The organism is Saccharibacillus sp. WB 17, from assembly GCF_008634075.2.
In the GTDB taxonomy this organism is placed as follows: domain Bacteria; phylum Bacillota; class Bacilli; order Paenibacillales; family Paenibacillaceae; genus Saccharibacillus; species Saccharibacillus brassicae.
In genome coordinates this window covers 1-20,882 of record NZ_VPFK02000028.1, presented here as the reverse complement: position 1 = coordinate 20,882, position 20,882 = coordinate 1, and the positions used below count along the sequence as shown (strand labels likewise).

At 60.3% G+C, this 20,882-nt stretch carries 20 protein-coding genes; 10 read left to right on the top strand and 10 right to left on the bottom strand.

Annotated features, from left to right (window positions below):
- Positions 1-56 precede the first annotated feature (56 nt).
- The 8 genes from FTE24_RS15470 to FTE24_RS15435 all read left to right on the top strand — a co-directional run bounded on the left by FTE24_RS15470 (position 57) and on the right by FTE24_RS15435 (position 8,651).
- Positions 57-1,388, top strand: a complete 1,332-nt coding sequence (locus FTE24_RS15470; protein ID WP_141447591.1) for an ABC transporter substrate-binding protein — start codon at positions 57-59, stop codon at positions 1,386-1,388.
- 112 nt (positions 1,389-1,500) lie between these two features.
- On the top strand, positions 1,501-2,436 hold the full coding sequence (locus FTE24_RS15465; RefSeq protein ID WP_150234029.1) for a carbohydrate ABC transporter permease: 936 nt from the start codon (positions 1,501-1,503) through the stop codon (positions 2,434-2,436).
- A 21-nt stretch (positions 2,437-2,457) separates the two neighbouring features.
- Positions 2,458-3,270: a carbohydrate ABC transporter permease gene (locus FTE24_RS15460; RefSeq protein WP_141447589.1), complete on the top strand. Its 813-nt coding sequence runs from the start codon at positions 2,458-2,460 to the stop codon at positions 3,268-3,270.
- Between the two features lie 45 nt (positions 3,271-3,315).
- A complete protein-coding gene (locus tag FTE24_RS15455; RefSeq protein ID WP_150234027.1) occupies positions 3,316-5,148 on the top strand; it encodes a glycoside hydrolase family 2 protein in 1,833 nt (610 codons plus the stop codon).
- Between the two features lie 305 nt (positions 5,149-5,453).
- Positions 5,454-5,639 carry a hypothetical protein gene (locus FTE24_RS15450; RefSeq protein ID WP_141447587.1) on the top strand — a complete coding sequence of 62 codons (186 nt, stop codon included), beginning with the start codon at positions 5,454-5,456 and terminating at the stop codon, positions 5,637-5,639.
- 374 nt (positions 5,640-6,013) lie between these two features.
- Positions 6,014-6,295: a hypothetical protein gene (locus tag FTE24_RS15445; RefSeq protein ID WP_141447586.1), complete on the top strand. Its 282-nt coding sequence runs from the start codon at positions 6,014-6,016 to the stop codon at positions 6,293-6,295.
- A 239-nt stretch (positions 6,296-6,534) separates the two neighbouring features.
- Entirely contained in the window at positions 6,535-7,668 is a 1,134-nt protein-coding gene (locus FTE24_RS15440) for an alpha/beta fold hydrolase (RefSeq protein ID WP_150234025.1), read from the top strand.
- A gap of 107 nt (positions 7,669-7,775) precedes the next feature.
- On the top strand, positions 7,776-8,651 hold the full coding sequence (locus FTE24_RS15435) for an SDR family oxidoreductase (RefSeq protein ID WP_150234023.1): 876 nt from the start codon (positions 7,776-7,778) through the stop codon (positions 8,649-8,651).
- A 526-nt stretch (positions 8,652-9,177) separates the two neighbouring features.
- Here the strand turns inward: FTE24_RS15435 and FTE24_RS15430 are convergent.
- The 10 genes from FTE24_RS15430 to FTE24_RS15385 form a co-directional block, all read right to left on the bottom strand.
- Complete coding sequence (locus FTE24_RS15430) at positions 9,178-9,978, bottom strand: ABC transporter ATP-binding protein (RefSeq protein ID WP_237401780.1); 801 nt, start codon at positions 9,976-9,978, stop codon at positions 9,178-9,180.
- The gene (locus tag FTE24_RS15425) at positions 9,975-10,772 is read right to left on the bottom strand and encodes an ATP-binding cassette domain-containing protein (RefSeq protein WP_150234020.1); all 798 of its coding nucleotides are present in this window, start codon (positions 10,770-10,772) and stop codon (positions 9,975-9,977) included. Before FTE24_RS15425 ends, FTE24_RS15430 begins: the two co-directional genes overlap by 4 nt.
- Positions 10,769-11,632, bottom strand: coding sequence for a nickel transporter permease (gene nikC / locus FTE24_RS15420; RefSeq protein WP_415663141.1), 864 nt, complete (start codon positions 11,630-11,632; stop codon positions 10,769-10,771). The genes FTE24_RS15425 and nikC overlap by 4 nt, the downstream gene beginning before the upstream one ends.
- A complete protein-coding gene (nikB, locus tag FTE24_RS15415) occupies positions 11,629-12,576 on the bottom strand; it encodes a nickel ABC transporter permease (RefSeq protein ID WP_150234017.1) in 948 nt (315 codons plus the stop codon). The genes nikC and nikB overlap by 4 nt, the downstream gene beginning before the upstream one ends.
- Positions 12,576-14,126 carry a nickel ABC transporter substrate-binding protein gene (nikA, locus tag FTE24_RS15410; protein ID WP_150234444.1) on the bottom strand — a complete coding sequence of 517 codons (1,551 nt, stop codon included), beginning with the start codon at positions 14,124-14,126 and terminating at the stop codon, positions 12,576-12,578. The genes nikB and nikA overlap by 1 nt, the downstream gene beginning before the upstream one ends.
- 339 nt (positions 14,127-14,465) lie before the next feature.
- Positions 14,466-14,897: a DoxX family protein gene (locus FTE24_RS15405; protein WP_237401779.1), complete on the bottom strand. Its 432-nt coding sequence runs from the start codon at positions 14,895-14,897 to the stop codon at positions 14,466-14,468.
- Between the two features lie 140 nt (positions 14,898-15,037).
- Positions 15,038-15,796, bottom strand: coding sequence for a 23S rRNA pseudouridine(2604) synthase RluF (gene rluF / locus FTE24_RS15400; protein WP_141447581.1), 759 nt, complete (start codon positions 15,794-15,796; stop codon positions 15,038-15,040).
- 82 nt (positions 15,797-15,878) lie between these two features.
- Entirely contained in the window at positions 15,879-16,481 is a 603-nt protein-coding gene (locus tag FTE24_RS15395) for a response regulator transcription factor (RefSeq protein ID WP_141447580.1), read from the bottom strand.
- A gap of 4 nt (positions 16,482-16,485) precedes the next feature.
- A complete protein-coding gene (locus FTE24_RS15390; RefSeq protein ID WP_150234440.1) occupies positions 16,486-17,715 on the bottom strand; it encodes a sensor histidine kinase in 1,230 nt (409 codons plus the stop codon).
- A 279-nt stretch (positions 17,716-17,994) separates the two neighbouring features.
- A complete protein-coding gene (locus FTE24_RS15385) occupies positions 17,995-19,068 on the bottom strand; it encodes a fatty acid desaturase (protein ID WP_150234015.1) in 1,074 nt (357 codons plus the stop codon).
- A 257-nt stretch (positions 19,069-19,325) separates the two neighbouring features.
- Here FTE24_RS15385 and FTE24_RS15380 point away from each other — a divergent pair, with 257 nt between their 5' ends.
- A complete protein-coding gene (locus FTE24_RS15380; protein ID WP_150234013.1) occupies positions 19,326-20,327 on the top strand; it encodes an ABC transporter substrate-binding protein in 1,002 nt (333 codons plus the stop codon).
- Between the two features lie 153 nt (positions 20,328-20,480).
- The coding region (locus FTE24_RS23065) for an ATP-binding cassette domain-containing protein (RefSeq protein ID WP_337190060.1) at positions 20,481-20,882 on the top strand (402 nt) is incomplete at its 3' end.

Genomic DNA, 20,882 nt, shown 5'->3' with positions numbered 1-20,882 from the left:
GAGAAGACTTTTCGAGAAGTCCAACCGGGCCGTTTATCCGAAAGGGAGGCACGAAGATGAGAAAAAGAAACCTGTTCAAACCGGCGGCATTGGCTTTGACGCTCATGCTGCTGCTTAGCGCCTGTGCAGGCGGCGGAGCCGGCACGAGCGGCAGTGGCGGCGGCACGACGGCCGGCACCGGAGGCGAAGGCGGCGGCGATGCGCCCGCCGGCAAGACGACCATTTCGTTCTGGACGCCGTTCAGCGGCGGCGACGGCGAGTTCATGACGCAGATGATCGAGAAGTTCAACGCGGAGAATCAGGAGATTCACGTGGAACAGCTCGCGAACCCGGCGGGCGATTATTACACGAAATTGCAGACGTCGCTTGCGTCCGACCAGGCGCCGGACCTTATGGTCCTGCACTCCTCGCGCATGCCGCAGTTCGTTCCGGCCGGCTTCGTAACGCCGCTGGACGATCTGGCCGCGGAGAGCCAGCTCGATTGGGGCGAATTCAACCCGACGATTCTGGAATCGACGATCTATGAAGACAAACATTATTCGATTCCGCTCGATACGCATGCGATCGTCATGTACTACAACAAAGACCATCTGGAGAAAGCCGGCGTGCTCGGCGAAGACGGCAAACCGGTCTTCGACCAGACGCCGGAAGGCTTCACCGAATTCCTGACCAAGATCAAAGCCGCCGTACCGGCGGACGTGGCGCCGCTGGCCCAGCCGGACGTGCGGACCGACTCCTACTGGATGTTCTGGGGCTTCTACAACCAGCTCACCGACGGAGGCAAATTCTACGACGAGAGCGGCAAAGCCGCGCTCAACAACCCGCAGGCGCTTGAAGCGCTTGAGTACGTCAACAGCCTCTACACGTCCAAGCTTATTCCGCCGAAGATCAACGACGCGGTCAAGCTGTTCCAGGACAAGCGCGCCGCCGTGCTGACGACGGGCGTATGGAGTACCGGCGCGTTCGAAAGCGTCGACGGCCTGAACTTCGGCGCCGTACCGATGCCGCAAATCTACGACCAACCGGCGACGTGGGGCGATTCGCATACGCTGGCGCTGCCGAAGCACGGCACGGAAGATCCGGTCAAGCAAAAAGCCGCGCTTACGTTCGCCAAATGGCTGGCGGACAACGGCGAGCTGTGGGCCAAAGCCGGCCATATTCCGAGCGTAACGCGGGTGCTTGAATCCCAGGCGTTCAAAGACATGCCGTACCGCAGCGACTACGCGGCCTCGGCCGACTTCGTCAAATACTGGCCGCGTAACGAGAAACAGGGCCAGATCAACGACAACGTCATCAAGGAATTCGAGAAGATGATGGCCGGCAAACAGGACCCGAAGACGACGCTTGAAAAAGCGAACGCCGTCATCGACAAGACGAGCGGCAAGTAACCGCCCGGACCGGTCCGGAATTTGCCGGATATCAAGCAGAAGGAAGCGGCAGGGGCGATTCCGCCGCGCGCCGCTTCCTTTTTTTATGAATCTGAAAGGAGTGACCGCAACCATGGCTTCCAAAACATTGTCCGACCGCAACAATGCGGGAGCGAACGCCCGCGCGCCGCGAAGCTCGCTGCGTCGGCAGGGCTGGGTAACCGGCGTCCTGATGGTGCTTCCGTACACGATCTTTTTCCTGCTGTTCTCCATGATTCCGATCATCTACGGCTTCGGCGTCAGCTTCTACGACTGGTCGCTGCTCGGCGACCGAACGTTTATCGGGCTGCAGAACTATACGAATCTGCTGCAGGACGAAGAATTCCGCACCAATCTGCTGAACACGGTGCTGTTCACCGTCGTCAGCGTGCCGCTCATTACGGCGATCGGGCTGCTGCTGGCGGTGCTCGTCAACAGTATCCGCAAAGGACAGGGCTTTCTGCGTATCGCGTTCTTCATGCCTTACGTGCTGTCCGTTTCCGTCATCTCCAGCATCTGGGTCATTTTTCTTCAGCCGTATACCGGCCTGCTGAACCGCATTCTGCGCGGAATCGGCTTGATCAACAGCGAGATCTTCTGGCTGTCCGATTCGACGCTCGCCTGGGCTTCGATCATTATGGCGACGCTGTGGTGGACGATGGGCTTCGTGTTCGTGCTGTTCCTCGCGGGGCTGCAGGACATCCCGGAATCGTTCTACGAAGCGGCCGGACTCGAAGGCGCGAGCCGCTGGCAGACGTTCCGCTACGTGACGTTCCCGTCGCTGTCGCGCGTGACGGTGCTGGTGGTCGTGCTGCAGACGATCTCTTCGTTCAAAATCTTCGGCCAGTCCAAGCTGATTACCGGCGGCGGTCCGGCGGGCGCGACCAAGACGGTCGTGTTCTCGATTTACGAAAACGGCTTCCAGACGTTCCAGATGGGCTACGCTTCGGCCATCGCGTTCGTGCTGATGCTGGTCATTCTGGTTATCTCGCTGCTGCAGACGACGCTGCTGCGCAGATTCGGGGAATAAGCCCACAAGGAGGAGTGCACGATGCTCGATCGAATCTACCCTTATGTCGTACGGATCGCGGCCGTTCTGCTGGCCCTCATGTTTCTGACGCCGATCCTCTGGATGCTGTCGCTCTCGCTGACGCCCGAAGGAGGCAGCCTGTTCGCCGGCGGCTTCAACGTCTCGTTCGACAACTACGCCACCGTGCTGAACCGGGCTCCGATCTTCGGCTGGATGGGCAACAGCCTGGTCGTGTCGTCGATCACGACGGCGCTCGTGCTGCTGCTTGCGTCGATGGCCGCCTATTCGTTTTCCCGTATTCGGTTTCCCGGCAGCAAAGTGCTGTTCATCCTGTTCCTGTCGGCGATGATGATTCCGGGCGAAGCGACGCTGATCCCGCTGTACCTGCTGATGCGCGACGCCGGCCTGCTCGGCACACGCGTATCGCTGATCCTGCCGGCGATCGCGGGTCCGATGGGCATCTTCATCATGAAGCAGTTTTTTGACGGACTGCCCAAAGACCTGGAAGAAGCGGCGCGCATCGACGGAGCCGGCTTCTTCAAAATCTGGTATCGCATCTTCCTGCCGCTGTCGCGTCCCGCGCTTGCCGCGCTCGGCATTTTCACCTTTATCGGCGCCTGGAACGACTACGTCTGGCCGCTGATTTCCATTTCGGACAAAGCGTACATGACGATCACGCTCGGCCTGCCGATGTTCCAGAGTTCGTACAACCAGGAATACGCGCTGCCGATGACCGCCAATGCGCTCGCCGCCATTCCGGTGCTGATCGTGTTCCTTATTTTCCAGAAGCAGATCATCAAAGGCATCGCCTTCACCGGCGGCAAAGAAATGTAACGAATCGTTCGGCCACACCCATTTTCCGATCATCAAGGAGGACTTATGCCTACGCCATCTTCTGAACCGTCATCCCTGCAAAAAAATACCGCGCTGCCCCGTCCCGAATATCCCCGTCCGCAGTTCGAGCGCGCGCAGTGGCTCAATCTGAACGGGGAATGGGACTTCGCGTTCGACGACGAACGCCGGGGCGACCGCGAACGCTGGTACGAATCCGGCCGCGGTAATTTCGAACGCCGGATCAACGTCCCGTTCGCTTTTCAAAGCAAGCTCAGCGGCATCGGCGATCCCGGCTTCCATGATCTCGTCTGGTACCGCCGCGCGTTCGACGTGCCGGAAGAGTGGGCCGGCCGCCGGGTCGTCCTCAATATCGGCGCGTGCGATTATGCGTCCACCGTCTGGGTCAACGGCCGCTGGGCCGCTTCGCACGAAGGCGGCCATACGCCTTTTGGCGCGGACATTACCGACCTGCTGAACGCGGAAGGCGGCAACACGCTCGTCTTGCGGGCCGAAGATTTCAGCCGCGACGTGACGCTGCCCCGGGGCAAGCAGTTCTGGCAGGAAGGCTCGCAGAGCATCTTCTACACCCGGACGACCGGAATCTGGCAGACCGTCTGGCTGGAACCGGTGCATGAAGCGCGGCTGGAAAAAGTAAAGCTGACGCCCGATATCGACCGCGGCGAAGTGCGGATGCGCCTATTCTTTTCCCAGGAGACCTTTTCGCGGGAGACGAGTTCCGTGACCGAAGCCGCCGAGCCGGTTACGGCCGTCGTGCGGATTTCTTTTGCCGGACAGCCGGTTGCCGAACAGTCTTTCCCCGTGCGCAATGCCGAAGAATCGCGCGCGATCGGGCTGAACGATTTCAACGATCACGGCCTCGGCCGCTGGTGGACGCCGGAGCAGCCGAATCTGTACGACGTTACGTTCGAACTGGTGCGCGGCGGGCAGACGATCGATGCGGTAAGCAGCTATTTCGGCATGCGCAAAATTTCGATCGAGAACGGGCGGCTGAGCCTGAACAACCGTCCGACCTATATGCGCCTCGTGCTGGATCAGGGTTATTTCCCGGACGGCGTGCTGACGGCACCGACGGACGAAGATTTCGTGCGGGATATCCGCCTGACCAAAGAAATGGGCTTCGACGGCGTGCGCAAGCACCAGAAGATGGAAGACCCGCGCTTCCTGCACTGGTGCGACCGGATGGGGCTGCTCGTCTGGGGAGAAGCGGCGAACGCCTACGCGTATTCGGAACAATACGTGAGCAGGTTTACCCGCGAATGGCAGGAAGCGGTCGACCGCGACTATAACCATCCGTGCATCGTCGTCTGGGTACCGATGAACGAAAGCTGGGGCATTCCGAACGTGCAGGTCGACGTACGCCAGCAGCAGCACGGCCAGACGCTGTACCATCTGACGAAGTCGCTCGACGAGACGCGTCCGGTCATCTACAACGACGGCTGGGAGATGATGACGACCGATATCGCGGCGATCCACGATTACGAATGGCGCGAGCCCGTGCTGACCGAGCGCTACGCGACCGCGGAGCGGGCGACGCAGGCCATGCCGGCCAACCGGCGCATCTTCGTCGGCGGCAGCCGGTACGAAGGCCAGCCGATCCTCGTGACCGAGTTCGGCGGCATCGCCTACCGCAAAAGCGAGCAGGAAGGCTGGGGCTATTCCGGCGCGGACAGCGACGAAGACTTCCTGGCCCGCCTCGGCGCGGTCATCCGTCCGCTGACCGTATCCGGCGTCGTGCAGGGCTTCTGCTACACGCAGCTGACCGACGTCGAGCAGGAGATCAACGGGCTCGTGACCTACCACCGGGTGCCGAAAGTGCCGGTGGAGGAAATCCGCAGAGTCGTGCGGGGCGAAGAGTAGGCGGAGAAATTGCGGACCGCCGGATTCGACACGGAAAAGCCGGGCAACCCCGATGGGGGTTGCCCGGCTTTTTGACGTTTGCACAGAAAGCTTCTAATTGTAGACAAGTACACCCTACAAAGACACTCTTCTCTCTCCTTGCCTACAAAAACCGTCCGACACAAAACGTTCACGGCCCAAAGCTGTTTTTGAGGCGCGGACCCTATCCGGCAGGTGTTTGTCGGAGGTATAATGTAAGCGTAAACAAAACAACGAATCCACCCCCGGATTTCTATCCGTTTCATCATCCAAGGAGGATGGCCAACATGGCAGCGGCATTGAAAGAATTCAAAAATTGGGTCACCGGCCTGCGTCACCCGGATCATGTACTTGGCGACGACGACTATCGCCGACTGGAATTTTCGGTCGAGCGCCACTTGCATACGCCGGAAGTTCGCAGTCCGATCACGTATCAGGAAGAAGCCCGGATCAAAATGGTTCAGTATCATTAGAAGAGCGGGTTGATCGAGCGGAGATCGGAGCGTCCCGCCGCTTTATTTTCCGGTCAAGTCTTCGCCACTCCGCTCATTCATGACTTCCCGACTCCGCCGATCCGGCATTCGCACAAGGACGCAAACCTTGCCGCGGAAGCCGGATTTTTCATTGCGGTTTTCGGTGAAAAAGAATGGGCATGATCGTGCAATCCTACAGCCGCGCAATAAGCAGGACTGCGATCGGAGCCTTTTCTTTTTTTGAACGGTACGGAGATCCGAAAAGTTGGGGGAGCCGTCTGCGGAATATTTTTCCGGGGCGTCTCCTATGCTACAATGAGAACGTTCCAACCCAAAAGCTTGACCACAATGCGAGAAGCGGAAGGATGACGAAAATGAGCGAACAACCTATCAACGAGAGCGAAATGATCGCCTATATCGCGGACAAAACGGGAGTCGGCGAAGCGGGCATCAAATACGTGCTGAAGCACGAGCAGGACTTTATTGCGGCCGCAGCCAAAAAGCCGGGCGACACGATCGAACTGGACGGCGACGAGCTGGTCGATTACGTCATGGCCCGCAAAGACGTCAAGCTCAACGAGCTGGAAGTCGAAAATGTGCTGGATGCCGAGATGGCCTACCTGATCGACAAAGGGCTGGCGGGTTACGAAGACTGAGTTTTCGACAGCTGCCGCAATCGGCACGGCATTCGACGCCCGGCGCGGCGGCAGACGGAAAACTTTCGGCCCAGGCGCAGGGGATCGAAGCCGCACAGGCGTCGATGAAGTGACGAAAATGTGGGAAAAGGCGCGTTTTCGCGAGGGAATTTGCAGACAGTACGCGACAAGCGGGCGAATCGGCAAAATTCCGCGCAGAAAGCGCGCCTTTTCGTTATTAGGAAGGAGGCATCATGCCCATGGAACCGGAAGACCGAATAAAAAGGCGGGCGGCGATGGAGCAGCTCGTCTCCGAGGCGGATGCCCATCTGCCCGAGTCGCCGACGGCACCGACCGGCCCGACCAGCCCCACTGGATCGGAAGAGAAGCCGAAGAAGAAAAAGCGGGGTACGCTGCGCAAGCTCGCGATCACGTTCAACTGGGTCTTGATCGCCGTGCTGCTTCTCGTGCTGGCAGGCTTTGTCTACCAATGGCTCGGCGAGCGCGAAGACCGGCAGGCGTTCGTCCCTCCGGGACAGATGGTGGAGGTGAACGGACACCGGATGCACGTGTACACGGAGGAAAAAGCGGGCAAAAGCGCAAGCGAAGCGACGGTCGTGCTGATTGCGGGGTGGGGGACGCCGAATCCGTACGCGAACTTCTCTCCGCTGTACGATGGCCTGCGCGGCAAAGCGCAGTTCGCGGTCGTGGAGCGGTTCGGGTACGGCTACAGCGACGTGACGGATGACGATCGGGACGTCGACCGGATCGCGGAAGAACTGCACGAAGCGCTGGAAGCCGCCGACGTGCCGCCGCCTTACGTGCTGGCGCCCCATTCGCTCGGCGTGCTGGAGTCGATCCGGTTCGCGCAGCTGTATCCGGGCGAAGTCAAAGGGCTGGTGCTGATCGACACCGGCTCGCCGGAGTTTTACGAGACGTTCCGATCGCGCGCGTTCCAGTCCCGGCTTCAGCGGATCGCGATCAAGTCCGGCGCCGTGCGGGCGCTGTATCACGTGCCCGGTTTTGCGGAAAAGGTAGCGGCGGGACGCAACGGGCTCAAGCTGCTGTCGCCGGACATGAAAGAGCGCGACCGCCTCGCCACGCTGCTCGTGGCGAACAACGAGAATGTCACGGACGAGATGCAGGAGATGCACGCGAACGCCCGCAAAGTGGTGCAGGGCAAAGAGCGGCTGGACATCCCGATGATCATTCTCGCGGCCGACCATCTGGGCGAGATCAGCGAAGAACGGATGGATACGCAGCGGCAGTTCGGCGAATCGTGGTCGACCGAATCGGAAGTCCGCGTCGTGCAGGGCAGCGGTCATTCGATGCCGGCGTATCAGCCTCAGGCGATCGTCGACGCGCTGCTCGAAAGCGTGGAGAAGACCCGTTAAGCGAGAAAAGAAAACGGTACGGTTGACAACGATTCGTTCCTGAAACTATAATGGTTACAATTGATGGATTCATTCATCCCACCTCATTTTTGAAGGAGCGAATACACATGGGCAAAATTATCGTAACCGGAGCTTCCGGTCATCTGGGAACGGCGGCAATCCGCCATCTGATCGATCTCGGCACACCGGCGGGAGACATCGTCGGAATCGTGCGCGACAAGGCCAAAGCATCGGAGATCGCGCAGCTCGGCGTCGAGCTTCGCCATGGCGACTATGACGATGCTTCTACGCTGCCCGCAGCGTTTGAAGGCGGCGAGAAGCTGCTGTTCGTCTCCGCCTCGTCGATGGACAACACGCTGCGCATTCGCCAGCATGCGGCCGTCGTCGAAGCGGCGCGCAACGCCGGCGTTCAGCATATCGCCTATACGGGCATTGCTTTCCCCGAGCAGATGACGACAGGTCTGGAGAACGTGCATCTGGCGACAGAATACATGCTCCGCACTAAGGGCATCGCGTACACGTTCCTGCGCAACGGGTTCTACGTGGAGCTGCTCGTGAACGAAGGCACGCCGCATGTGGCGGCCGCAGGTTCGGTCATCTCCGCGGCGCCAACCGGCAAGATGAACTACGTGACCCGCGACAATCTGGCCCGCGCCGCAGCCGTCGTACTGACGGGCGAAGGCCACGCCAACCGCATCTACGAGCTGACTTCGCCGCAGCCGTTCTCGTACGACGAATACGCCGCCGTGCTGGCCGAAGTCTCCGGCAAGCCGGTTGCCCACAAGGCGCTGCCGGCTCCTGAAGCCGTAACCGCGCTGGCCTCCGCCGGCGTACCGGAAGAAGCCGGCGGCTTCCTCGTATACGTGGTTGACGCCGCGATCGAGAAGGGCGAATTCGCTTCCGCTTCGACCGACCTGACCGACCTGATCGGAGACGCGTATACGCCGCTGAAGAGCGCGGTGGGAGCGGTGTTCAAGGGCTGATCGGGGGCCAATCTCCGATCGGACGCGCGCAGGCGCGGGCGACCGCGCTGCATGGCATGAAGAGCAGCGTATACGAACGCAAGCGGCGTACATGCAAGCAGTGAGCCTGCAAGCGATAGGTCTACCGAAAAGCCCGGCATGGGAATCATGCCGGGCTTTTTTGTGCGAGAACGGCGGAAAGGAACACGGTACACGGAGCGGACTGCATCTTCGTGTACGCTAACGAACCGGGAGAACGCTATTAGGCCGTTTTCGGGCTTTTTCCGATTTTAACGAATCGATATAACGCTATATGCGATCTGAAGCGTGTTTTTGCGGAAAATAACCGGAATAGCGATGCGACGATTCGTTAGTTTTGCGAAACCGGCGAAACCGGCTGTTTAGCGTGATAAGGATTCGTTAGCGCCGGTCGAAGCCGGTATAGACCGCCGCCGCGGCAGCGAGGCTCTGAAGCGCCGCCGCGCGTGCAAAAGCACGGCACGCAAAAAGCCGCCTCCGGTATCTTTCCCGGAGGCGGCTTCGACGTTCAGAAAATCGAAATCAGTTCTTTCGTATACGGATGGCGGTCTTCCGCGAACAACTCGTTCGCTGCGAAGCGGTCGATGATCTCGCCGCCCCGCATGACCATGACGCGCTGGCTCATCCGGTGCACGGCGGCAAGGTCGTGCGAGATAAACAGGTACGACAGGCCGAGCGACGTGCGCAGGCCGTCCAGCAGGTCCAGCACGGCGCCCTGCGAGATGACGTCGAGACTGGCCGTCGGTTCGTCGAGCACGACGACGTCCGGCTCGATGCCGATCGCCCGCGCGATCGTGACGCGCTGGCGCTGTCCGCCGCTCAGCTCGTGCGGGTAGCGGCCGGCGAGTTCGGCCGGAAGCTCGACGGCTTCGAGCAGCCGTCGGATATAGGCGTCGCGCGACGTGTACGCGAAGTGCGTGAGCTTCGCGCCCTGGCCGAGCTGCTGATACGGATCGAGCAGCGAATCCGCGATCCGCAGTTTGGGATTCAGCGCGGCCGTCGGGTTCTGGAACACGATCTGGATCTTGCGGCGATGCGGCCGCAGCCTGCGGCCGTTCAGGCGGGCGATCTCGTGCCCGCCGAGCCGGATCGAGCCGAGATCGGCGTCTTCGATCCGCATGAGGCAGCGGGCCAGCGTGCTTTTGCCGCAGCCACTCTCGCCGACCAGGCCCAGGCATTCGCCGCGGTCGAGGGCGAAGCCGACGTTCTGCACGGCCGGACGCTCCGCGCCGGCATACGTGCGGGTAAGGCCGTCCACGCTCAGGACGGGCGCGGCGCTTGAAGAGGGAGGCAATGGCGGTTGGATCAAGTCGGTTCCTCCTCGAGTCCCGAATTCAGCGAGCGGCTCAGGATGGGAGCGGCCGCGATCAGCTGGCGGGTATAATCGTGCTGCGGATGGTCGAGAATGCGGTGCTTGCCGCCGGATTCGACGATCCGGCCTTCCTTCATGACGGACAAGCGGTTGGCGTAGCGGCGGACGTGCCGCCAGTCGTGCGTAATGAACAAGATGGCGCAGCCGGTCTCCGCCTGCTTGCGCGCCAGCAGTTCCAGCACCCGGTGGCCCGACACGCTGTCGAGCGCAGTCGTTACTTCGTCGGCGATCAGCAGGCGCGGCGACAGCATCAGCGCGGTCGCGATCGAAGCCCGCTGCAGCTGGCCGCCGCTCAGTTGGAACGGATAGCGGCGCAGCAGCTTGGCGTCCAGCCCGACCGATTCCAGCGCTTCGGCCGCTTTGGAGCGGCGGACGGCGGCGGATTTTTCCCCGTGGACTTTCTGGTATTCGTCGAAGTGCGCGCCGATGCTGCGAAACGGGGTGAACGCGCCCTGATAGTCCTGAAAAATATACGAGATGCGGCTGCCCCTCAGGGCGCGCATCTCTTTCGGCTTGCGGTCCAGCAGATTGCTTCCGTCGAACATAATCCGTCCCGACGCGTGCAGATTGGGCGGCAGCAGCTGCCCGATCGCCTGCGACAGCAGGCTTTTTCCGCTGCCGCTCTGCCCGACCAGCGCCATGAATTCGCCTTCGCGCACGGCAAGCGACACCTTGTCGACGAGCGTGCGGTCCCGGCCGGCGATACTCAATTCCTCGATGGAGAGAATCACGGCTGCACCTCCTTTTTCACGTCGAACCGGTCTCGCAGGTAGTCGCCCAGCATGTTCGCGATCAGGACGACCGAGACGATGGCGAGGCCCGGGTACACCATCAGTTCGGGACGCGACTGGAAGTACGGCCGCGAATCGTTCAGCATGGCGCCCCACTCCGGCGTCGGCGGCTGCGCGCCCAGGCCGATATACGACAGCGACGAGATCAGCAGAATGATTTTGCCGATATCGAGACTGGCCAGCACGAGCACATGCCCCGCGATATGCGGCAGCAGATGCTTGGTCATGATGCGCGCGTCCGACAGGCCGTTCGTGCGGGCGATCCGGATATAGTCTTTTTGCGATTCGGCCAGGACGGTGCTGCGAACGAGCCGGGCGTAGCTGACCCATTTGACGATGACGATCGCGAGCACCAGATTGCCGATGCCCGCGCCGAGCAGGCCGCTCAGCACGATGGCGACGATCGTATCGGGAAAAGCGAGAAAGCCGTCGGCGATCCGCATAAACAGCCGGTCGACCCAGCCGCGTCGGTAGCCGGCGATCAGGCCGAACGGAATACCGATTACGAGTGCGGCGCCCAGCGCGAGCAGGCTGTAGCCGATCGTCTGCGCGCCGCCGAGCAGCAGACGCGTGAGCACGTCGCGGCCCAGATGGTCGGTGCCGAGCGGATGCGACGCGCTTGCGCCGTGCAGGCGTCCGCGCAGGTCGGTCAGCGTCGGATCGTGCTTCAGGTACAGAAACGTATAGGCGGAGGCGGCCAGGACGAGCAGCACGAACAAGGCGCCGGCGATCGCCTGCCAGCCGTGCTTTTTCGACTTCGGTGCGCCGGATAAGCGCAGGGAGACCGGTTTGGGCATCATCGGTGGGCCTCCTTTTCCTTGAGTTTCATCTCGGGATTCAAATACCGGTACGACAGGTCGACCGCCGTGTTCACGACGAAGACGACGACGGCCATGATCAGGATATAGCCCTGGATCAACGGATAATCGCGCTGGCGAATCGCGTCGACGACGAGTTTGCCGATGCCCGGATAGGCGAACAGCACTTCGATCACGACGACGCCGCCGATCAGGCTGCCCAGGCTGACGCCGAACACGGTGATGACCGGAGGCAGGCTGTGGCGCAGCGCATGCAGCCAGAAGATGCGGCCTTCGGACAATCCGCGTGCCCGCGCGGAACGGACGAACTCCTGGCTCAGCGAGTCAAGCAGGCTGGAGCGCAGCAGACGCACGTAGACGCTGGAGATGGCAAGCCCCAGCGTCAGAGAAGGCAGAATGAGCGAAGCGAGGCCGCCGCGTCCCATCGTCGGCAGGCTGCCGAAGCGGACGCCCAGCAGGTCGATCAGGATCAGGCCGAGCCAGAAGCTGGGCACCGCCGCGCCGACGATCGACAGCATGCGGCTGAACGTATCGATCCAGCGTCCGCGGTACACCGCCGAGAGCGAGCCGAGCGGCACCGCCACGAGCAGCATGACCAGCAGTGCGCCGAGCGTCAGTTCCGCCGTCGCCGGCAGCGCCTTGAGCAGTGTCTGCATGACCGGCTGGCCGGTGGAATACGAAGTGCCGAAGTCCAGCCGCACGAAATCGAGCAGCCACTTGCCGAACTGGATCGGCAGCGGGTCGTTGAAGCCCATCTCTTCGCGCATGTCGTCTACCTGTTCCTGGCTGACGGACAGTTCGTCCACGTTCAGGATCGTCAGGACCGGATCGCCGGGCGCAAGGCGGATAAACAGGAAGCTGACGAACATGATGAACAGCAAGAACAGAAAAACTTCGAGAAACTTGCGGACCAAAAGGCGAAGCATTACATCACGTCCAGCTTATTCGTGATCATGTAGTATTCGCTGCGCGTCGTGATCCAGTTTTTGACCTTGGTTCCGTTGTAAGCCACGATCGTGGCCGGGTGCAGGACGAACGAGTTGAGCACGTTGTCGTGCACGTAGTTCGCGGCCCGCTCGGCGAGTTCGGCGCGTTTCTCGGGAGCGACGGTCAGGTTCAGTTCGTCGATGATCGCGGTCAATTCCGGATCTTCCGAACCGCTGAAGTTCAGCGCGCCTGTCGGATGGTACGTCGCGTTCAGGTAGTAGCCGGCGTCGCCGCGCGGGGCGGTCAGGTTGCTGTACGTCGCCAGATCCCAGTCGCGGTTCGAAGCCATATATTCTTCCGGAGTGTCGATCTGGCGGATCTCCACGTTGATGCCGATCTGCTTGGCGTCGGATTGGAACACCTGCGCGATCAGCGGCAGGTCGGCGCGGGCCGAGTAGGTCAGCAGCGTGAGCGCAAGCGGCTTGCCGTCTTTGGCCATGACGCCGTTCTCAAGCTTGTAGCCGGCCGCTTGAAGATGCTTCACGGCCGCTTCGGAGCCCGTATCGGACGCCGTGTTGTCGTATTTCGGCGCGAACGGCAGCGAAGGCAGGAACGGTCCGATCGCGGGTTCGCCGTAACCGAGCAGAATCGTGTCCACGATGCCCTGGCGGTCGATCAGCGCGTCCATCGCTTTGCGTACGTTGAGGTCCTTCATGCTGTCCCGCTCCATGTTCATCGTCATCTGGTGCACGCGGAACGTCGACGTCGATTCGACTTTTGTGCCGGCAATCGCTTTGAGCGAATCGAGGCTTTCGACTTCCGGACGGTACACGATATCGACCTGGCCGGATTTGAGCGCAAGCGACCGGGCGTTGGCGTCTTCGTTGAACGAGAACGTGATCGAGTCGAGCGGCGAGACGCCGTCCCAGTAGCCGTCGTAACGGCTCAGTTCAAGCTTGCTGCCCGGGGTAAACGTATCCAGCGCGAACGGACCCGTGCCGATCGGCTTGTTGACGATATCCGGCTCGCTCACGTCGATGATGGCCGTGTTCGGGTTGACCAGTTCGGACGCGAATTCGGGAAACGGCTGGGTCGTCGTAATGGCGAGCTTGTCGCCGTCGGCTTCGATCGATTCGATCTTCAGCGCGTTCTGGATCGCGACGTTTTCTTCCAGCGCACGTTCCAGCGAAGCTTTGACGGAATCGCCGGTCATCGGCTTGCCGTTCTGGAATTTGACGTCGTCGCGCAGGTCGATCGTCCAGTGTTGGCCGTCTTGGCTGTCCCAGCTCTCGGCGAGCCACGGAGCGACGGTCAGGTTGTCTTCGTCGAGCCGCACCAGTGTTTCCGTGATGCCCGCGCGCAGCGGCACGTAGCTGGAATCGACGTGCGGATCGAGCGAGCTCGTGGCGAAGTTGTAGAGGAAGTGGACGTTTTTGTCGGTCGAAGCCTGGGCCGCGTTCGGCGCGGACGCAGTCAATTCGGACGAAGAGCCGCAGGCGCTGAGCAGTCCGGCGCCCAAAGCGAGGGATAACAGAGCGGAGAACCGCATTTTTGTGTTCAACAGGAAAACCTTCTTTCTGATTTCTCGGGTCTGATTTATCTATTTCGTAATAATTATGATTAACACGACGAAGTCCATCTTATCGTAACGATTACGTTTTGACAAGCTATGTCATAGAGAACATAGTTGTCTGGTCAAGAAACACCCAGTTAACAGACAATAAAGAGAAAATAAAGGGAAGGTATAGGAAAAATAAAGAGAAGCTACAGGAAAGAAGCAGGGAGGAAGCACAGAAATACGGCAGCGCGAAAAAACCCCTCCGGCAGGAGGGGCAGAACACATCTATAGAAAAAGCGAAGGTTCGGTCAAACCCCTTTCGCTTGAATGTTAGGACAAGGCCGCAGCTTCGGCCGCTTCCTCGCGTGCTTCGCGGTCGGCCAGCAGGCTGTCGATGCCGAATCCCGGTTCTCTGGAAGCGGCGAAGTAAGCGGCCAGCGCCATCAGCGCGAGATCCAGTTCGTAACCCGACGATCCGCCCGCGCCGAGCAGGCCCGAAGGAAGCTTGACCGTCACGATGGCGCCGATCATGACGACGATAAAGGCGGCGGCCGACGCCCGTGTCAGCAGCCCGAGAATCATCATCGTGCCGCAGACCAATTCCAGCATGGCGATCATGTAGGCGAGAAAACCGGGCAGGCCCACGCTTGCGAACCAGTCCGCCGTGTTGCCGATGCCGCCGCTCAATTTCGAAATGCCGTGCGCCAAAAAGATCGTTCCCAATAAAAGCCGCATCGCCGTTGCCGTCCATTTCATCGTCATCGTCAGTTGCTCCTCGCAAGTTTCTATGTAAATTAAAGTTGTTTACTAATCATAATATAATCGGTTTACTAAAGTTCGTCAATTACTTTTTGTAATAAAAAAAGCGAACCCCAAGGGCTCGCTTTGAATGGACAAACAGACTACGTATTGCGCGGCGTGTAATCCAGATCCTTGAACAGCCGGTCCAGCTCTTTGGGCGTCAGGTCGCGCCATTTGCCGGTCGGCAGACTGTTCAGGTAGATGTTCATGATCCGCGTGCGCTTGAGCGCGCGGACGTTGTAGTCGAGCGCTTCGCACATGCGGCGGATCTGGCGGTTCAAGCCCTGGGTCAGCGTGATCTGGAACACGAATTTGGACAGCTGCTCCACTTCGCATGGCAGCGTCTTCGTATCGAGAATCTCGACGCCCGACGCCATTTTCCGGATAAACTCCGGGGTGAGCGGACGATCGACCGTGACGATGTATTCTTTCTCGTGCCGGTTCTCCGCTCTCAGAATCTGGTTGACGATGTCGCCGTCGTTCGTGAGCAGGATCAGGCCTTCGGAGTCTTTGTCGAGCCGGCCGACGTGGAAGATCCGCTGCGAATGGCCGATAAAATCGACGATGTTGCCTTTGACGCTGCGCTCGGTCGTGCTGGTGATGCCGACCGGTTTGTTGAGCGCGATATAGACGTTTTCCTGCGCCGCTTTTTCTTTGATCCGTTTGCCGCCGACCCGCACGTCGTCGCCCGGTTCGACCTGGCTGCCCAGGTCGGCCGGCGCGCCGTTGATCGTCACTTTGCCTTCGGCGATAATTTTGTCCGCTCCGCGTCTCGACGTGAAGCCGGACTCGGCGATATATTTGTTAATCCGCAATGTGTACGCACACCTTTCTCGTTGAAAAAATTCTCTGTTTACCATAGCGCAAAAGGGCAGGGGTTGTACAGACGTTCCGAACTTTATGCGTGAAGACGAGTTGGGAAAAGAACGTAAAAAGGCCGGTTCACTTGAACCAGCCTTTCTCCTTGAAGCGCGTAATCGCTTCGATCCGGTTGCCGACCCCGAGCTTGTCGAGGATGACCGAGACGTAGTTGCGCACCGTGCCGTTCGTCAGCGACAGCTCGCTTGCGATCTCTTTCGTGTTTTTGCCTTCCGAGATGAGCAGCAGCACTTCCTTCTCCCGTTCGGTCAGCGGATTCTCTTCGGCAAAAGGCGCGTCGTCGACCAGTTCCGGCGCATAGATGCGCCGGCCGGACATGACGCTGCGGATCGCTTCGGCCAGATCTTCGCTCGGGCTGTCCTTGAGCAGATAGCCGTGCGCGCCGGCCTTGATCGCCCGTTCGAAGTAGCCCGAGCGCGCGAACGTCGTCAGGATCAGCACGCGGCAGCCGGAGCCTTTGAGCTCCTCGGCCGCTTCGAGTCCCGTTTTCTTCGGCATCTCGATGTCCATGACGCAGATGTCCGGCTTGTGCAGCCGAACGAGGCGCACCAGTTCCTCGCCGTCGCCCGCGCGGCCGACCACTTCCATGTCTTCTTCCAGATCGAGCAGCGAAGCGAGCGCCCCGAGCAGCATGCGCTGGTCTTCCGCGATAACGATTCTGATCATCGTCTTACCCCTCCTTGTCGATCGCCCGTCCGACGGCGGGCGGAGATGCTTCCGGCGCGAGGCTTTCCGGCTCCGGCTCCTGCTGCGCCAGCACGTTCGGGATGCGCATCGTGAGCGTCGTTCCCTTCTCGCCCGGCAGCGCCGCCGCGATCTCCAGGCGGCCGTTCACGAATTCGAGGCGTTCGCGCATGCCGCGCAGTCCGCTGCCGCGCGAACGGCTGCCCTGCCGGTCGCCGCGCTTTTGCCCGTCGCCCTGGCCGAGCCCGCTGCCGTTATCGGACACGCGCACGATCAGTTCCGCCGGCAGCGGCTCGATCTCGATCGAACAGGCGCTTGCGCCGCTGTGCTTGACGATATTCGTCACCGCTTCCTTGAGGCACATGCTGACGACGTTCTCGTTCAGCAGCGACGTGCGCGTCTCGGCCGGATCGCCGATCAGCGTGAACTCGATCTCGGCTGCTTTGAGAATCTGCCGCAGCCGGTGCACTTCGTCTTCCACGTGGGTGCCGCGCATCTGCGTGACGAGCTCCCGCAGTTCCTTCAGCACGACGCGAGCGGTCTGCTGCACGTCGCGGATTTCGTTCTCCGCGCGCTGCGGATCTTTGCTCACGAGCCGGGCGGCGAGGTCGCTTTTGAGTCCGATCAGCGCCAGGTTCTGCCCGAGCGTATCGTGCAGATCCCGCGCGATCCGCTGCCGTTCTTCCATGACGACCAGTTCCGAGATCCGTTTGTTCGCATGTTCGAGCTGGCCTTCGAGCCGTTCGCTGCGGTTGCGGTTGTACGTCGTGACCGGCAGCAGGATGACCGCGATCACGGTCAGGGCGACGAACGGCCACTGGCTGACCATCAGCGGATTCAGATGCACGTAACCGACGTAGACGGAAGCGAGCGCGGCCGCAAGCTGAACCCAGTACAAGGTAGTAAAACCGCTTTTGCTGCGAATATTCCCGACGAAATAAGCGAGGAACACCGCAAAATACATATAACCGAACATCAGCGTCATCGACACCGAGAACACGATCTGCATGACGGTCCAGAAATAGAGCAGGCGGCCTTTGGAAGCGAACGCCAGCAGGTAGCAGACGAAAAATCCGATGACCATGCAGATGCCGGTGACGACATGGAACGGGGTCGAAGAGCGGAAGATGAAATAGAACGGCAGGATATAGAAAACGACCCATACGTACGGATTGAGGCCGGTGCTGCGCTGGAAGATTTGATACCACTTCTGCATGATCGACTGCCCCCTATAAAGCGATGCCGGCGGCACGACCGCCGTGGGTCTGCGCACGACCTGATTTTTTGTGATCATTATAACCCGGGGCCCCCTTTTTTCCCAAACCGACCCCGTCGCGGGCTGCGCGCGGAAGCCGGTCTTAATGGCGAAATCGCCGACTCAAGCGGCTTTTTCGTTCTGTTTTTGGCAAAGCAAAGACCCCGGAATGCGGAATGCCGGGGTCGGATGATTGGATCCGTGAAGATATCCCTGATCGATCAAGCGGCGTACAATCGATCAATCGTGGGGAAGAGCCGTCTTTTTGTTCAGTTCGCGGGATACGGCCTGGACCGCATTTTTCGGAAGTCCGCTGCGAACTTTCCGGCTGTAGCCGGTGAACGTTTTGGTTTCTTCGTCCCACAGGCGGAACTTGAGCGATTGCAGGCTGGTTTTCAGCGTGATCGTCGTCGCTTTTTGCAGCGGAATCGACGAATCATGCGCTTTTTCCAGATTGTAGTTCGGCACTTTCGGACTCAGGTGATGCACGTGGTGGAAGCCGATGTTGCCCGTGATCCACTGAAGCGGCTTAGGCAGTTTGTAGTACGAGCTGCCTTCGACGGCCGCGTTCACGTAGTTCCATTCTTCTTCGTGTTCAAAGTACGAATCTTCGAATTGATGCTGCACGTAGAACAACCAGATGCCGAGCATGCCGGAGAAGAAGAAGACCGGACCTTGCACGAGCAGGAAGGCCTGCCAGCCCATTGCCCATACGAGACCCGCATACAGCAGCACGATCAGGATCGTCGTCAGGTGCGTGTTGCGGCGTTCCAGAGCTTTGGCGCCTTTGCGGTTGAAGCGGCCCTGAATCAGGAAGACGAAGATCGGTCCGATTCCGAACATGACGAGCGGATTGCGGTAGAAACGGTAAGCCAGACGCGTCCAGAAGGAAGCTTGTTCATACTCCTCGGTCGTCAGCAGCCACATGTCGCCTTCGCCGCGCTTGTCGAGGTTGCTGCTTGTCGCATGGTGCATCGTATGGCTGTATTTCCATTTGCGGTACGGCATGATCGTAATGACGCCGGTGATTGTGCCGACGATGTCATTGGCTTTTTTGTTTTTGAAAAAAGAACCGTGCGTGCAGTCGTGGAAAATGATGAACGTCCGGATCACGAAGCCGGAAGCGACGAGCAGGAGCGGAAGGGCCAGCCAATAGGAGATCGACATGGCCAGATAACCTCCGACCCAGAACAGGATGAGCGGGATAATCGTATTCAACAGCTGAAAAACGCTGGCTTTGGTGTCTGCTTTTTCGTATGGTTTCATGTGCTGCTTGAGTTCCGTAATCGGATTGTGGGCACGGGACGCGGTCATGAATGACTCCCCTTTCGCGGACGTTCCTTGGAACGCCTCTCTTGTACCCAAGTATAACGGGGATCGAAGCGTTACCACAGTCATAAATGTCAGATGACACAGATGACAAATGTCATACCGTCGCCGTATTTATCTCAATTTTTGAATATACAAAATGCGCGGAGAAGAGTAGAATGAGGACGTCCGGCATACATTGTGAATTAATTAACAATGCACAGCCGAAAAGAGACGCATACCAGGAACAGGGGTTGGGGACAATGGGGAACGAGCATGTGTACGGAAAAAAAGAGCGGGGAAAAGGCCGGGCGGGACTGCTGCTGCTTGCGGCCGCGATCGGCGCGGCGCTTGCCGGCTGCGGCTCTTCGCCCGGCGATGACGCGGCCGGAGCGGCTGCCGCGGGGCAGCCCGCCGCAGAGACGATTACGCTGGGGCTGCTGCCGTCGATCGACGCCATTCCTTTTCTCGTGGCGCACGAGCAGGGCTTCGACGCCGAGAACGGGGTGACGCTCGATATTCGCACGTTCAAAAGCGCCAAAGACCGCGACGTCGCTTTTCAGGCGGGGCAGGTCGAAGGGCTCAGCGCCGATCTGGTCGCGATCTCGATCTATAACGAAGCGGGCCAGGACGTGAAGATTACGAGCACGACGTTCGGCGAGTTCGATCTGCTGACCGGGAAAGCGGATATCCGCAGCGTATCGGACCTCAAAGGCAAAACGGTCATCCTGTCCAAAAACACGTCGACCGAATACACGATGGCGATGATGCTCAAGCAGGCCGGACTGACGGAAGCCGATATTACGATTACCGAAGTGCCGCAGATCCCGACGCGCCTTGAGCTGCTCAAGAACGGCAAAGCCGACGCGGCGGTGCTGCCGCAGCCGTTCGTAACGATGGGCACGGCAGCGGGGCTGGAAGTGCTGGGCTCGACGCAGACGGCGAAGATCAATCCGTTCGTGCTCGCTTTCCCGCAGCGCGTCATCGACGACAAGGCCGACGCGATTCGCGGCATGTACGCCGCGTACGATCAGGCGGTGGATTACATGCAAGGCCGCGAGCAATCCGACTACCTCGATCTCATTATCGAAAAGGTCGGCTATCCGGAGACGCTTAAAGAACAGATCGACGTGCCGGATTACGGTCCGGCCGTTCAGGCCGATCCGGCGCAGGTGGATTCCGCCCTGGATTGGGCACGGGACAAAGGGCTGCTGACGCGGGACCTTCAAGCCGCGGACGTCATGTCGGACGTGCGGTTCAAATAGAAGGCCGGATGCGGGGAAGAGGTAGCAGGGCGCCCACGTCCGGGCAGGCAGGCGGACATTCCCCGATCCCCGGTTTCGATGCTCTATATGGAAGGAACATGATGGAAAGAACGCGAACAGGACCGGGGCGACCCACCAGGAGGAGGGAAGAAGATGGAAGACGAACAGGCGCTTGGCGGATATAGCCGCGGCGCGGAAGATCCCGCGGACGGCAGGCGGACGGCCGAAAGCGAACCGGGCCGCAAAGCGTTCGATCGGGAGAAGCATTCGCCCCGATCGAATGTGCCTGCGGCTGACGCGGCGGGCGGCGGAGGCTTCGCCGCGCGGGGGCTGCACGTCGCCTACGGCGGCGTAACGGTTCTCGGCCCGCTCGACCTTGACCTGCCGGAGCCCGGCATCTATACCGTACTGGGCCTATCGGGCAGCGGCAAATCGACGCTGCTGCGGGCGGCCGCGGGACTGCTGCCGGGCTTCGGCGGCCGTCTCGCCCTGGGCAGCCGCCCGCTTGGCGGCGGGCGCGCGGCCGGCGCCGCCGGAGCCGAAGGACCGGCGGTG